Origin of the sequence: Roseivirga sp. (assembly GCF_965216855.1) — a bacterium.
Classification (GTDB): Bacteria; Bacteroidota; Bacteroidia; order Cytophagales; family Cyclobacteriaceae; genus Roseivirga.
Genome location: NZ_OZ244204.1, coordinates 4019629 through 4033559 on the forward strand (window position 1 = coordinate 4019629; position 13931 = coordinate 4033559).

Annotated in this window: 14 protein-coding genes; all 14 read left to right on the forward strand. The window is 38.3% G+C overall.

Features of this window, described 5'->3' with window-relative positions; genetic code table 11:
* Positions 1 to 8: 8 nt before the first annotated feature.
* The 14 genes from ACOOEY_RS17665 to ACOOEY_RS17730 are packed head-to-tail and all read left to right on the forward strand — an operon-like array spanning position 9 to position 13914.
* Complete coding sequence (locus tag ACOOEY_RS17665) at positions 9 to 1274, forward strand: DUF4910 domain-containing protein (RefSeq protein ID WP_420386053.1); 1266 nt, start codon at positions 9 to 11, stop codon at positions 1272 to 1274.
* Positions 1271 to 2137 (forward strand): aldo/keto reductase, encoded by an 867-nt coding sequence (locus tag ACOOEY_RS17670; RefSeq protein ID WP_420386054.1) that lies wholly within the window; start codon positions 1271 to 1273, stop codon positions 2135 to 2137. The genes ACOOEY_RS17665 and ACOOEY_RS17670 overlap by 4 nt, the downstream gene beginning before the upstream one ends.
* Positions 2137 to 2883 (forward strand): cytidylyltransferase domain-containing protein, encoded by a 747-nt coding sequence (locus ACOOEY_RS17675; protein WP_420386055.1) that lies wholly within the window; start codon positions 2137 to 2139, stop codon positions 2881 to 2883. Before ACOOEY_RS17670 ends, ACOOEY_RS17675 begins: the two co-directional genes overlap by 1 nt.
* A gap of 2 nt (positions 2884 to 2885) precedes the next feature.
* On the forward strand, positions 2886 to 4196 hold the full coding sequence (locus ACOOEY_RS17680; protein ID WP_420386056.1) for an aminotransferase class III-fold pyridoxal phosphate-dependent enzyme: 1311 nt from the start codon (positions 2886 to 2888) through the stop codon (positions 4194 to 4196).
* 1 nt (position 4197) lies between these two features.
* On the forward strand, positions 4198 to 5229 hold the full coding sequence (locus ACOOEY_RS17685) for a PseG/SpsG family protein (RefSeq protein WP_420386057.1): 1032 nt from the start codon (positions 4198 to 4200) through the stop codon (positions 5227 to 5229).
* Positions 5217 to 5864, forward strand: coding sequence for a formyltransferase family protein (locus tag ACOOEY_RS17690; RefSeq protein ID WP_420386058.1), 648 nt, complete (start codon positions 5217 to 5219; stop codon positions 5862 to 5864). Before ACOOEY_RS17685 ends, ACOOEY_RS17690 begins: the two co-directional genes overlap by 13 nt.
* A complete protein-coding gene (gene pseI / locus ACOOEY_RS17695; protein WP_420386059.1) occupies positions 5857 to 6915 on the forward strand; it encodes a pseudaminic acid synthase in 1059 nt (352 codons plus the stop codon). The genes ACOOEY_RS17690 and pseI overlap by 8 nt, the downstream gene beginning before the upstream one ends.
* A 6-nt stretch (positions 6916 to 6921) precedes the next feature.
* On the forward strand, positions 6922 to 7863 hold the full coding sequence (locus ACOOEY_RS17700) for an ATP-grasp domain-containing protein (RefSeq protein ID WP_420386060.1): 942 nt from the start codon (positions 6922 to 6924) through the stop codon (positions 7861 to 7863).
* The gene (locus ACOOEY_RS17705) at positions 7860 to 8816 is read left to right on the forward strand and encodes a hypothetical protein (protein WP_420386061.1); all 957 of its coding nucleotides are present in this window, start codon (positions 7860 to 7862) and stop codon (positions 8814 to 8816) included. Before ACOOEY_RS17700 ends, ACOOEY_RS17705 begins: the two co-directional genes overlap by 4 nt.
* A 3-nt stretch (positions 8817 to 8819) precedes the next feature.
* Positions 8820 to 9557 (forward strand): metallophosphoesterase, encoded by a 738-nt coding sequence (locus tag ACOOEY_RS17710; RefSeq protein ID WP_420386062.1) that lies wholly within the window; start codon positions 8820 to 8822, stop codon positions 9555 to 9557.
* Positions 9558 to 9559: 2 nt separating this feature from the next.
* A complete protein-coding gene (locus ACOOEY_RS17715) occupies positions 9560 to 10261 on the forward strand; it encodes a PIG-L deacetylase family protein (RefSeq protein WP_420386063.1) in 702 nt (233 codons plus the stop codon).
* Positions 10262 to 10280: 19 nt separating this feature from the next.
* The gene (locus ACOOEY_RS17720) at positions 10281 to 11624 is read left to right on the forward strand and encodes a hypothetical protein (RefSeq protein ID WP_420386064.1); all 1344 of its coding nucleotides are present in this window, start codon (positions 10281 to 10283) and stop codon (positions 11622 to 11624) included.
* Between the two features lie 5 nt (positions 11625 to 11629).
* Positions 11630 to 13045: a hypothetical protein gene (locus tag ACOOEY_RS17725; RefSeq protein ID WP_420386065.1), complete on the forward strand. Its 1416-nt coding sequence runs from the start codon at positions 11630 to 11632 to the stop codon at positions 13043 to 13045.
* Positions 13045 to 13914 carry a hypothetical protein gene (locus ACOOEY_RS17730; RefSeq protein ID WP_420386066.1) on the forward strand — a complete coding sequence of 290 codons (870 nt, stop codon included), beginning with the start codon at positions 13045 to 13047 and terminating at the stop codon, positions 13912 to 13914. The genes ACOOEY_RS17725 and ACOOEY_RS17730 overlap by 1 nt, the downstream gene beginning before the upstream one ends.
* Positions 13915 to 13931 lie beyond the last annotated feature (17 nt).

Genomic DNA, 13931 nt, shown 5'->3' on the forward strand with positions numbered 1-13931 from the left:
GGGAAAGCATGAGTTTAGCTTATCGTATTATTGAAGACCTCTACCTGACCAACAGAAACTTCTGCTCTACAGATTATGATGAATGTCTGAGCTATATAATGAATGAACTTCCCGGTGCAGAGATATTAAACTTCAAGGAGAACATAAATGGATGGGTAATTCCACCAAAACACGATGTTATTGAAGCAAACATTAAAAAGGATGGTAAGCTGATTTATGATGCTACAGACAATCCAATCAAGTTTATTTCAATAACACTGCCCTTTGAGGGAATTATTTCTTTGAAGGAGCTGAAAGAACACCTGCATTACGAAACTTATTTTGATTTGCCCTCGGATGCAATTCCATTCCATTTCAGGCAGAACTACAGGCCATGGGAGAGAACCTGGGGCTTTTGTGTATCAAAAGATTTTTATGATGGTCTGACCGAAGGAAGCTACGAAGTGACAATTAAGACGAAGGAAAGCGATGGCTATCTGAGTGTCCTCAACTATCTTAAAAGAGGTAGGAGTGATCAGACATTCACTTTTGTGGCCCATCTGGACCATCCTGGTATGGCTAATGATGATCTGGCTGGTGTGGCGGTTGGAATTGAGTTTTTCAAGCAGCTGGCCGAGAAGGAGACCAAATTCTCCTATCAATTGCTCTTGGTACAGGAAATACTGGGTTCAGAATCATATCTACAGAAACTTGAAGAGGAGGGGGGGCATAAGATTAAAGACGCTCTGTTCTTAGAGATGTTAGGTTCAGAAACTCAACTTGCTCTTCAACATAGCTTTAAGGGAGATTCCTTAATGGACAAAGTTCTTAAGAATACTTTAGAGTCAATTGGAGTCAACTTCAGAACTGGTCCTTTTCATTCCATCATTGGCAACGATGAAATATGCTTTGAAGCACATCAGATTGCCATGCCTAGTCTATCCAGGTTCCCTTATCCGCAATATCACAGTAGCCTTGATAATCTTGATATTATTAATAAAGATTGTCTGAATGAATCGGTGAATATCTTGCATCAACTCGTTGAAAACCTGGAGAAGGAGATTTTAATCAAAAAGAATTTTAGTGGTCTGATGTGTCTGGGAAATCCTCAGTATGACCTTTATGTCGACTGGACTGCAAGTGCTGATGCTAGAAAATTAAGAGATGTCATGGATCTCATTCATTTTGTTGGGGATGGAACAGCTGTCTCGGAGTTACCTACCGATTTAAGTCAGGAGGTGGTACTGGAATATCTCCGAAAGTGGGAAGAAAAGGGGCTAATAGAATTAATTTGAAAAATAAGGTCCACAAATTGATTCTGGGAACTGTCCAGTTTGGACTGGATTATGGAATCAACAACAGCAGCGGTCAGGTCGGAAGAGATGAAGCATTCCGCATATTAGACTGTTGTGCTGATAGAGGCATCAGGTATCTTGATACAGCACCAGCTTACGGAACCAGTGAGCAGTTATTGGGAGATTACTTCAACCAAAGAGTAGGTCATGATTTTCAAGTAATCACTAAACTCAATAAAACTGATAATATTGGGTTGGCGAAGTCTGTAACCGAAAGCCTACGGCTACTTAACTGTCAAAAACTGAATACTATTCTTTTTCATTCCTTTGATCACTATAAGAAAGCTCAGCTGATAGAATTACAGGAACTTAAGAATGAAGGCATTATAGAGAAAATTGGAGTTTCTATATATACTAATCATGAGGTTCTGGAAATCATTGACGACAATCAAATTGATTTGATTCAGTTGCCATTTAACCTGCTTGATAATCATTCACAACGTGGGGAGGTTCTCACATTGGCAAAGAATTCGGGGAAAGAGATACATACCCGGTCTGTATTCTTACAGGGTTTGTTTTTTAGAGAGTCAGAGCTAATTTCTCCTAAACTTACCCCCTTGAAAAAGCATCTGAATAGTTTAGGTCAACTTGCATCAGATTTCAACATACCTATGAATCAGTTGGCTCTTGGGTATGCACTGTCTAAAGATTATATAGATGCCGTGTTGATCGGTGTGGACTCACAGAAACAACTATTGTCCAATGTAGATTTGATTAATAAGCCTTTGGATAATCAGATTTTTCAGGAAATAGATACTATTGATGTGAAGGAAAGAGAGCTTTTATATCCTTTTAATTGGTAATGAAAATTGTAGCAATAACGCAGGCTAGAGTAGGTAGTACTCGTCTACCTGCCAAGGTTTTAAAAAGGATTCAGGACAAAACCTTATTACAGATTCATCTGGAACGTATTTTAAAGTCCAAGCTGATAGACGATCTCATTGTGGCCACAACACATGAGACTGGGGTAGATCAAATCTGTCAAATTACAGAGTTAGTTGGAGCTAAGTGCTTTAAAGGATCAACAGATGACGTGTTAGACAGATTTTATCAATCTGTCAAAGGTTTTGGAGTGGACTGGGTTATCCGGTTAACTTCCGATTGTCCGCTGATTGACCCTGATTTAATCGATGAAGTGGTCAACCTGGCTCTGGAAAGTGATGCAGATTATTGTGCCAATATTTTGATTGAAAACTTCCCGGATGGACAGGATATTGAAGTATTCAAAATGAGTGCATTGGAAAGAGCATGGAGAGAGGCTACAAGTAAGTCGGATAGAGAGCATGTGACTCCTTATATTAGGTCTAATACCGATTTCAAAGGAGGAAATATCTTTAAAGGTGTGAACTACAACGCTCCTTCTAATTTCAACAAAATAAGAATGACAGTAGATGAGCCTGCTGATTTTGAAATGATGGCTTGGTTAATAGAGTCCCTTGGGACAGGTAAAAGTTGGTTAGAGTATACTGAATTCATGCTTCAAAACCCTGATCACCTCGTCAATGCAGATATTATTAGAAATGAGGGATATTTAAAATCTAAAGATTAGTCATGGGAACTGGACAGGAGTTATATAAAAAAGCAAAAGAGTTGATCCCTGGAGGGACTATGCTCTTATCAAAGAGACCAGAGATGTTCTTGCCAGAGCATTGGCCATCTTATTTCTCGAAGTCTAAGGGATGCTATGTTTGGGATCTTGATGGTAACAAATACCTCGATATGTATATCATGGGGATCGGAACCAACTCCTTGGGTTACGGCAATGACAAGGTTGATAATGCTGTTAAACAGGTCATAGACAAAGGGAACATGTCCACTTTTAGCTGTCCGGAAGAAGTTCAGTTAGCAGAACGCTTAATAGAGCTACATCCATGGGGAGAAATGGTAAGGTTTGCTCGTTCGGGAGGAGAGGCTAATGCCATTGCAATTAGAATCGCAAGGGCGGCTTCAGGGAAAGATAAAGTGGCTATTTGTGGATATCACGGTTGGCATGATTGGTATCTGTCAGCAAACCTAGCAAACGAAGAAGGACTGGATGGACATCTTCTACCAGGTCTTGACCCGGCAGGGGTACCGCGACACCTAAGTGGAAGTGTAGTGCCGTTTCACTACAATGATTTACCTGAACTGGAAAAGATAATTGCACAACATCCAGACTTGGGCGTGGTGAAAATGGAGGTGTCAAGAAATATGGGGCCTGCAGAGGGTTATCTTGAAGGAGTCAGGGCACTATGTGATAAGCATAATCTTGTCCTGATTTTTGATGAGTGTACCTCTGGTTTTCGGGAAACATTTGGTGGCCTTCACAAGAAATATGGGGTGGAACCAGATATGTGCATGTTTGGTAAGGCCCTGGGCAATGGATATGCTGTAACAGGTGTATTGGGCAAGAGAAGCGTTATGCAAGCCGCACAAAAAACTTTTATAAGTAGTACCTTTTGGACAGAGCGTATTGGCTCTGCTGCCGCTCTTGCTACACTGGATGAAATGGAGCGACTCAATTCATGGGACTTTATTACTACCCAGGGAAGACTAATTACTGATCGTTGGAATGAGATAGGAAGCTCTCTTAATCTCAAAATCAAAACAGCAGGCTTATCAGCCCTTACATCCTTTAGTATTGACTCTCCAAATTGGCTTAAGTATAAGACTTTTATTACTCAGGAAATGCTAAAACAAGGATTGCTGGCAGGTCACTGTGTATATGTCTGCACAGAACATACTGATGATAAAATTGAGGAATACTTCAACAAGGTTACACCTTTGTTTGAAAAAATAAGTCGATTCGAAAAGGGATTAGAAAATGTAGATGCCTCTTTGGATGGGCCTGTATGTCATGGAGGGTTTAAAAGACTGAACTAATTTGTCGTTCCCCAAAGTGCTTTTCAGAGTTGATGCAAATCCTCAGATTGGTTGGGGACACTTCTATCGCTCTCTTTCTTTGGCCTTGATGCTAAGAGATGAATTTCATATAGTATTTGCTATGGGAGGTACAGATTCCGCTACCAGGAGTGAGTTAGATAAATTGGGGATAGATCTCTTGGAAGTTGAACCTCAGGAATATTCGACTCCTGATAAAAGAGGAAGTAAAGAATTAGAGTTTGATTTACACAATGTCCTCAATGAAGTTGATATAGTTGTTTTGGATGGTTATTGGTTTGGTATCAACTACCAATTATCGCTAAAGCAAAAGCCAGTCAAGGTGGCAATGATTATTGATGAGTTACAAGGAGTTTATTGTGCGGATTTAATAATTAATCATGCCCCGGGAGCCCATAAATCAAGCTTACAAGTAGATAAAGATGGTGTGATTTTTTTGTTGGGAACAAATTATGCACTCCTACGTCCATCTTTTTTGGCGCAAGCAAGAAAGGATATCAGAAATGACAAAGAAATAAAGAGAGTTTTGGTTTCATTTGGAGGGTCTGACAATCAGAATTTTTCATTTAGTGTATCTAATTGGCTTTTGCATTCTACCAATTGTTTAATCCATGTAGTGTTAGGACCGGGATACAGTGATCAGAAGTTTATACGTGAATTAAAAGACCGATTTCCTGAACGACTTATTATACATAGCAACCTCAATGAGCACCAAATGTTGGAACAAATGGTAAAGGCAGATGTAGGAATACTACCCTCCAGCGGTGTTCTTATGGAGGCTGTTGCTTGTAGACTTCCATCAATATCTGGTTCTTACATTGATAACCAAGATAGAATATTACAAGGTTTTCATAGTGCTGGTGCCATTGTTAAAACCACAAGTTTTTATGACCTTGAAAACTCTTGGCAAGATATCTTAAAAAAAGGACTGAGTTCAATAAGAGATCAACATAAAATGTTGATTGATGGGGAGTCAGGTGAAAGATTGGTTAAAGCATTTAAATGTCTGAGTTAAAAATCCAAATATTGGTTGATAATCCTAATTCCTGGATTATTCCATATGCCAGAGAGCTGGTTGATAAATTAAAAGAATTGGACTTTGATGCACGACTATTGCATCGTCACTCAGATGTTGTTCAGGGAGACATTCTTTGTCTGCTGTCATGCGAAAGAATTTTTAGGCAACTAAATCTAAACCAATTTAACCTTGTAGTTCATGAGAGTGATTTGCCTAAGGGAAAGGGCTGGTCTCCAGTGACTTGGCAAGTGCTGGAAGGTAAAAAGAGAATTCCGGTAACATTGTTGGAAGCTTCTGAAGAAGTTGATGCGGGGCCTATATATGACAAAGAATACATAGACCTTGAAGGCTATGAACTTCTTTCAGAGATAAAACATCAACAAGGTTTATTAACACAAAGGCTAATTCTTAAGTTCTTGTCAAGATACCCTAATGTAGTTGCTGTGACACAATCTGGTAAGGAGTCATTCTACGAAAAAAGAGGGCCAGAAGACAGTCGTTTAGATCCAGAGAAAAGTTTGGGAGAGCAATTCGAATTATTAAGAGTCTGCGATAATGAGAGGTATCCGGCTTTTTTCACTTGGAGAGGTAAGGATTTCATAATAAGGATATATAGAAAGGATAATGAATAGTTTTTATATCGGTGACTTTGAAATAAGTCAGAATGGTAAACCATTTATCATAGCAGAAATGTCTGGTAATCATAATCAGTCTATTGAGAAAGCTTTTGAGATTGTTGATGCTGCTGCCAAAGCAGGTGCTCATGGGTTGAAACTTCAGACGTATACTCCGGATACTATCACTATTGATCATAATGAAGGTCTGTTCTATATTGATGATCCCAACTCTTTATGGCATGGTCACTCATTATATCAACTTTATGAGAAGGCCTATACTCCATGGGAATGGCACGAACCCATTTTCAAAAGAGCGAAAGAAAAAGGACTTATACCTTTTAGTAGTCCATTTGATAATACATCAGTAGATTTCTTGGAGGAACTTGGTGCACCTGTATACAAGGTTGCCTCATTTGAGAATAAGGACAGAAGGCTGCTGAAAAAAATTGCCAGTACTGGTAAACCAGTCATTATGTCTACGGGAGCTTCGACTTTAGAGGATATTTCTGAATCGGTTCAGGTTCTTAGAGATAATGGCTGCAAAGATTTGATTTTACTTAAATGCACCAGTACGTATCCATCGAGCCCTGAAAACACCAACTTACTGACAATACCTCATATGAGTCAGATTTTCAACTGCTTTACAGGTTTGTCAGATCATACAGCGGGAATTGGAGCTGCAGTTGCATCAGTTCCTTTAGGAGCCAAAGTAATCGAAAAGCATTTTACAATATCTAGAGCAGATGGTGGAGTGGATGCTGCATTTTCCTTGGAACCCAATGAACTTGAAGCCCTTGTTGTTGAAACGGAGAGGGCTTGGCAAGCTTTAGGTGAAGTGAGTTATAAGGTTTTGAATGCAGAAAGGAGCTCCTTAAGGTTCAAAAGATCAATATATGTAGTTAAAGATATTGAAGAAGGGGAGGAGTTAGATGAGTCTAATATTCGGGTAATTCGACCAGGAGATGGTATGGAGCCGAAGTACTTTGATCTGGTATTAGGAGCGAAGGCTATCAAGAGCATAAAGAGAGGTACTCCATTGGCTTGGGATATAATTCTGTCAAAATAATAATTAATGAAAAAATTACTTATTTCTGGATTAGGAGGATCTCTTTTTCCCTATTTGCATTACAAACTAATAAGGGATGGGTTCGACCCTGTTTATGTAGATAGTAATGCTGATTTAAAGTACGTTTATCCTGAATTTAATTTTTATCCGGCCCCGATGGTGTCTGATCCTGATTATGCTATTCTTATCAGGGAAATATTTGAAAAGGAGAGTATAGAGGGATATGTTCCTCTAATCGATGAAGAAATAATACTTGCACATCAAATTGCAGAAGACTACGGTCATATTCTTGTTTTTGCACCGACTAAGGAGTTTACTAAGCTTTGTCTTGATAAATATCTGTTAATGAATGAGTTAATAAAAAGTGAAATTTCTATTAACCCTACATATATCGGATCTGAATTTGATTGGCAGATTGATGCTCCTCTGTTCATAAAGCCTAATGTAGGCAGAGGTAGTAGGGGTATAAAACGAATTGATAATCCTGAGCAGTTAAGCGCATACTATAAGTTAGAAGATTACAGTGCTGAAGAGACAATAATTCAAAATTATATACCTGGAGTTGAGTATACAGTGGGAGTTCTTACTAATCATAAGAATAAGGTGCTAAGTATTAGCCCAAAAAGAGTTCTAAAAAAGAAGGGAATAACACTCCTATCAGTGACTGAAAATAACCAGATAATTGAGAACCTTGCTTATGAAATTAACGATAAATTCTACCCACAGGGGCCATTTAATATTCAATTGTTTATTAGAGATGATGGTTCACCAGCTATTTTTGAAATAAACCCAAGATTTTCAACTACTCTCGTTCAAAGCTATGAAGCTGGCTTGAGTGAGATATCACTCTTTCTGAATCACCTTGAGGATGAAGATCCTTTGGTGTCTTTTGGTAAAGAAGGAGTTTACCTGTCAAGGCATTGGGAAAACCGTTTCTACGCGAGATGAGAGTCCTAATAGTAGGTGGCACAAGGTTATTAGGTAAATCATTGGTAGATCATCTTGTAGGTCTTGATGAATATGCAGTAACAGTTCTATCGAGAAGGGCAGGAATATTCAGTTCTAGCTGTAGGACAATAGTTTCGGATAGGGATAAAGGAATAGATTTATTAAAGGGGGAGTACTTTGATTGGATTATAGACTTTATTGCGTATGATGATAAAGCGGTTTTTAAAATAAAGGATAATCTCAAGTTTGGTAGGTATCTATTAATCTCAAGCTGTTGGATGCCAAAACTGAACTTGTCAAATAGGGCTGATCAGTTTATACACCGTGTTGATTCAAGTTTGGTAAGTCTGCTTCCTGATGTTACAATGAACTATCTTCTAAATAAACGAGAGGCTGAATTATTCCTAGAGACTAATTTTAGCCCTGGAACATACACCATACTAAGGCTGCCTATTTTTTTATCCGAAAATGATCATACAGGTAGAATAGATTTTTATGTTTCACGTCTTTTAGACGATCATCCAATCATTGCCGTTAATGCAGGTCAAAATTACTGCCAAATTGGAAATGTACCTGATTTAGCAGCAGCGATATCATATTTGCTTTTTGATCTTGGTTTTGATTCTTCTCCCATTTTAGAGGCCCTTCCATCAAAAGCCACTAAAGTGATTGACGTAATCCAATTAATTAGAAATTCCTTAAAGTCATCTACTGAAATAGTAGAGTTAGGTCATAATTGGTTAGAACAAAAACTACCAATCTATTTGAAAGAAGAACCACTTTGGAGAGAGATACAGATGGAGTTGACAGAGCATAATATTTTCAAATTAATTGGTCGCAATTCTCTGGATATTGAAGAATGGTTGCCTACAGTGGCTATTCTCAGATCAAAAATGCAGACTGATAACAAGTTTGAGCTTCGGGCCCAAGAAATCGATCTGATTAACTCATAAAATATGGATTATGTCATAGGTGATGTGCATGGTGAGGTATCTAAGCTTAAAGAGTTGTTTGATGTGATAAGCTATTTAGAAGATGATGATCCTCGGTTTATTTTTATTGGTGACTATGTTGACAAGGGGCAAGATCCATATGCAACACTATCTTTCTTGTCGGAAATCGACAATCGAGAGGAATGTTTGTTTATAATGGGTAATCATGAATATATATGGAAACAGCTTCCCTTTGAGAAAAGAAAGTATTTTGATTACCTGACCAAGTATGGAGGTCAAATAACCGCTAAATCATTCGGGACATTCGATTTATTTGAGGCAAGGACGAGAATGTTTCAAGCATTTAAAGGCTTTTTCGAAAAAATGATTCCATTTTGGGAGTGTGATGAGTATGTGGTTACTCATAGTGGCATTCCTATGGCCTATTACGATAATGATCTTCCAAATGTGCCAATAAATCAATTGCTTTTTAACAGGTATGAATTCCTGAAAAATGAAAAGTTGTTCAATGGCTCAAAGAAAGTAATTTTTGGTCATACGGCTTTTTATTATCCTTATGTGGATAACTATAAAATAGGGGTTGATACGGGAGCATGTTATCTTGAAAGTCAGCCATTAACTGCCTATTGCATTCAAACGTCAAGTTTTTTCAACTCTTTTGGGGTAAGAACTGAGCTATCAGAATTATCATCAAGTCCTACTGCTAATATTGTAAGAGGTAAGCCTTGGAGGAAAGAATGAATATGTTAGAAAATAAAAGAATTCTGGTTGTAGTTGCTCACCCTGATGATGAGGTATTAGGGTTAGGGGCAGCAATGAACAAGTTAATTTATCAGCACAATTGTACTGTCAGGGTGGTTATTCTCGGTGAAGGCATTACGTCTAGGTCGGAGAAAAGAGATTTGCAAAAATGGAAAGACGAATTATTAATCCATCGTAAGAATATTAATGATGCAATTAAATCGATAGGATATGAATCTGTTGGGATTTATGACTTTCCAGATAACAGGTTTGATACAGTCGCCTTACTAGACATAATCAAAGTGATTGAAAATGAGAAAAGAGAATTTCTTCCCGAGATCATTTTTACTCATCATGGGGGAGATGTGAACATTGATCATCAGAGGACTTTCGAGGCAGTGATTACTGCTTCACGGCCATTAACCCGAGAAACAGTCAAGTCCATATTTACATTTGAAACCATGTCAGGAACTGAATGGAGGGCTTCATCTGACCCAAGACATTTTTTGCCTAATTACTTTATTGAAATCTCGAATTCTAACTTGTTGGCTAAGGTTGAGGCAATGGAGCAATATGAGTTTGAGAAGAGACCTTTTCCACACCCAAGGTCTCCGGAGGCCTTGAAGATAAGAGCAGAAATGTGGGGAGTTACAGTAGGTGTAAAAATGGCCGAGGCTTTTCAATTAGTCAGGTGTATTTGCTAAATAATTTAGCTGCTTATCCATGAATATTCTTCAGAGAAAGGACCTTATAGATCTTTCTAGACTCAATGCAGAAATGGTCTTTGCACTGAATGAAGCTTCGGAAGATAATTTGCCTTTGGGCTTCTTTCTGGAACCTGCCCATGCAGCCACGAATTTTGAATTTCAAGGCACTAGGGTATCTCTGCTCAAACTCTGTCTTTCAGCTATCAAGAACGGTCTTCTGGTGTCAAAAACTGGTCTTACGCTTGAAAGGAATTTGCTACTAATCAAGAATAAGGATAAGTATCACTTCAATGCCATAATGAATCCTTTGGTGGAGCATTTTTCATCAAATTCAGAAGTAATGGTGGCAGAAGAGTTGGAGAAGAATTCCCGCGGGTTATTCTTTAGGTCTGGTCCGATCAATGCTATTCGTTTGGTAATCAAGACCATCAGACTTAGCGCCAGAGCTATGAGGGTATATGAGCGATTTAATTATCCGATAAACCAGGAATTGGTTAAGAACTTGATATTCAGGATGCTCATGGCTTTTAAGTTTTGGCAGGATACTTTTAAAAATTCAAAAGTCAGGTTCATTTTGGTAGATACGGATCATACACAATTTGCGATTCCTTTACTTTCTGCTGCCAATTCATTAAATATTGAATCCGTTACCTTACAGCATGGTTCTTTGGACCATACGCTAAGCTATTACCCTGTCATTGCAAATGAAATGTGGTGTTGGGGAGCTCAATCAGAAAGAGTTCTTTTGAGAGCAGGTTTGGAAAAATCACGTTGCATTAAAGTGGGAAACCCAGTAGCTAAAGTGAATAAGGAGACAGGGAGAAGCTATAAGAAGGTGATTGGTTTTGCTTTTTCGGGTACTCACCTGGAACAGACTGAAAAGGTTGTTTTCGAGAATATTTTAAGCATTCCTGAATTATCTGATTATCAGTTTATTTTGAAACTGCGCCCATCTTTAAAACCATCTGAATGGATGCTCAACCTACCAAGGGTTACGGTTTTTGAGACTGGAAAAGGAGCCAATACAAATATTGATTTTCTAAAACTGGTGGACATTGTTATTGTCTCGATCTCTAGTTTCGGTTTCGAGGCCATAGCAGGTGGGGTGCCGCTTTGGATACACCGGATTAGTGAGAATGAGGGGTATTTGGATGCCATCATGATCAGAGAAGGAGGTTGTCCTGATATTAGTCAGGAACATCAACTTAATTATGAAGTACGTAAGCTCATTGAGAAAGGGAAGGATTACTTGGATGAGCTGTATAATCAACAACAGTCGTATCTCGAAAATGATGTATATGAATACTCGGGGAGAGCTTCAACAGAAAGAATCATTAAAGAGCTTGCCGATAAGGTCTAGAACATATGCAGTTTGAATTAGCGAAAACCTATCAAAGCATTGCCATTTTTCCAGGCAATTTGAATGTAGATCAAAGTTTGTCTCAATTCGCTGGAAACATCAAATTGATTCTGGCAACTTTTCTGAGTGTGGATGAGTGGAAAACAGTTGAGGGGATAGATACATTTGATGTAGACGAATTTGTAAGAAAGAAGCTACATACGAACGAGGTGTATAAGGAGAAGAGAATATTCGAAAAGTACCCGGAACTCTTAAGATATGTATCACACGATTCCAATCTTTATCATATCATGGCCAGAAAGACTTCTGGTAAAAGCAGTATTTATCAGCATGATGTATTAATTGAGAAAATTGTTTACAGGTCGTTGTTCTTACTTCTTGACTATAAAATTGATGTAATCATTACGCATGATACGCCTCATGTCATGTTCGAATACATTTTTTGTAAGGTGGCTAGTTTCCTCAAAATAGATATCTACAGTATCAGAAGAACGCCACTACCATGGAAGAGCTACCTGGAAAGGGGACTCGTATATGGTGAATTGGTCAAAGTCAAAGATATTCAGGTAACTGACCAGGATAAGTTGGATGTCGATGGTTATGTCGAGCAAAAGCTGGATTCATATGAAAATGCAATTCCTATCTACGAAAAGAGAAGGTTAGATAAGTACAAAGGGAAAGTATGGAATTGGCAGGTTGAGATGGTGAACCATTTCTTAAAGTCTGGCAAACGCCCTCATGTAAGTGCCGCAAGTCTCTGGGCCAAGTACCAGGCATACAAGAGGTATGAAAGCTTACAAGGTGATTTAATGGAGGGAGACAAGTTTGTTTCGGTTCTTCTCCATTATCAACCAGAAAGGACGACTTTACCTGAGGGCGACATTTTTGATCAGCAGATTCATGCCATTAGGATGCTCAGGCTCCTTTTACCGGAAGATGTAAAGATTGTTGTAAAGGAACATCCTTCTACCTTCAGACTTGAATACAAATACAATGTGCGTCCTTATGATTATTATAAGACCATAGTTTCCATACCAAATGTGATTTTGGCCCCATTCTCACTGGATTCTTTTGAACTAATAGGAAGAGGGTTATTCACTGCGACAATCACAGGTACCGTGGCAATTGAGGCCGCTTGCCGGGGAAAATGTTGCATTTATTTTGGTAATGCTCAATTTAAGTCAATGCCAGGAGCGTATCACATATCTGAGGTTTGGGCAGATAATACAATAATGAAACAGTTGTTGAGTGGAGAGTTGACTCCAACTTTAGAAGATGTAAAATTCTATTTTCAGGGTCTGTTGACTGATAGCTTTGGTTATGTTCCAGAGGGTAAGGCTTATACGGAAAAGGATATCTCCTACCTGGGTGGAGGAATTTGTCTCAAAACATTTGTAGAAACAATAGCCGCAAGCAAGTAATGAAATTAATCTATCTGGCAGGAAACTGGCATTCAGGATCTACTTTGCTGGATATTTATTTGGGAAATGGTCCTGACTGTTTCAGTATGGGAGAATTAATCCAGATAAGTCGGGATGGAATAGAAAAAGAGTATTGTTCGTGTCATGAAAAAATAGAAGACTGTGAATTCTGGTCAGATGTGTTTGAAGAGTGGAACAGCCAAAGATCTTTGGAGGATTCTAGATTCAAGGTTATTCATGAAAAGTATAAGCTATCAGTAAGAAATAATGTCTGGGTTATTTTTTACCATTTATTTCCTACTAGTGAGGTAAAGACTTTTTGGGAGGACTGTCAAAAACTTTATCAGATCATTTATATCAAAAGCGAAAGCGAGTTTTTGGTTGAGTCTTCAAAGAACCCTTTAAGGCTCATGCTTCTTAAACGGGTATTTGATAATGAAAATCTCTTTGTACTCTACTTAAAACGAAATTTTGTAGGAGTGCTCGAGTCTTATCGCAAGAAATATGAAAAGGATTTATCAAAGGGAATTGAAAAGGATATTCAGCCCAAAAAGGTCTCTAAAACAGCATTCAAGCATTTGTCTATAAGTTATATGACTTACTTTTTAAAATGTGGCCTCAGTATGGTAAGGCTTAGGTATGAAGAGTTTGTTGGGAAAAGAGGCGATTCAGAACCTCTTACGGAATTGTCTGAAGAATTAGATATAGAATTAACAAGTAAAGAGAAATTGAAACCTGGTCATCTTTTGGCTGGCAACCGTCTAAGACTAAAAAAGGAACTGAAAATAGAGAAAATGAGATCAAAGCACTCGGAACTTGGTCAAGCTCAGATTTCTTTTGCCAAACTGATTGAGTTCTTTTCGGTATAGTGAATATTTCGTCAATA

Excerpts from the sequence above, each read along its gene's own strand:
- ACOOEY_RS17675 (WP_420386055.1), top strand. The coding sequence starts at position 2,137 with ATGAAAATTGTAGCAATAACGCAGGCTAGAGTAGGTAGTACTCGTCTA.
- ACOOEY_RS17725 (WP_420386065.1), top strand. The coding sequence starts at position 11,630 with ATGCAGTTTGAATTAGCGAAAACCTATCAAAGCATTGCCATTTTTCCA.
- ACOOEY_RS17700 (WP_420386060.1), top strand. The coding sequence starts at position 6,922 with ATGAAAAAATTACTTATTTCTGGATTAGGAGGATCTCTTTTTCCCTAT.
- ACOOEY_RS17680 (WP_420386056.1), top strand. The coding sequence starts at position 2,886 with ATGGGAACTGGACAGGAGTTATATAAAAAAGCAAAAGAGTTGATCCCT.
- ACOOEY_RS17705 (WP_420386061.1), top strand. The coding sequence starts at position 7,860 with ATGAGAGTCCTAATAGTAGGTGGCACAAGGTTATTAGGTAAATCATTG.
- ACOOEY_RS17710 (WP_420386062.1), top strand. The coding sequence starts at position 8,820 with ATGGATTATGTCATAGGTGATGTGCATGGTGAGGTATCTAAGCTTAAA.
- ACOOEY_RS17730 (WP_420386066.1), top strand. The coding sequence starts at position 13,045 with ATGAAATTAATCTATCTGGCAGGAAACTGGCATTCAGGATCTACTTTG.
- pseI (WP_420386059.1), top strand. The coding sequence starts at position 5,857 with ATGAATAGTTTTTATATCGGTGACTTTGAAATAAGTCAGAATGGTAAA.
- ACOOEY_RS17665 (WP_420386053.1), top strand. The coding sequence starts at position 9 with ATGAGTTTAGCTTATCGTATTATTGAAGACCTCTACCTGACCAACAGA.
- ACOOEY_RS17720 (WP_420386064.1), top strand. The coding sequence starts at position 10,281 with ATGAATATTCTTCAGAGAAAGGACCTTATAGATCTTTCTAGACTCAAT.
- ACOOEY_RS17715 (WP_420386063.1), top strand. The coding sequence starts at position 9,560 with ATGTTAGAAAATAAAAGAATTCTGGTTGTAGTTGCTCACCCTGATGAT.
- ACOOEY_RS17690 (WP_420386058.1), top strand. The coding sequence starts at position 5,217 with ATGTCTGAGTTAAAAATCCAAATATTGGTTGATAATCCTAATTCCTGG.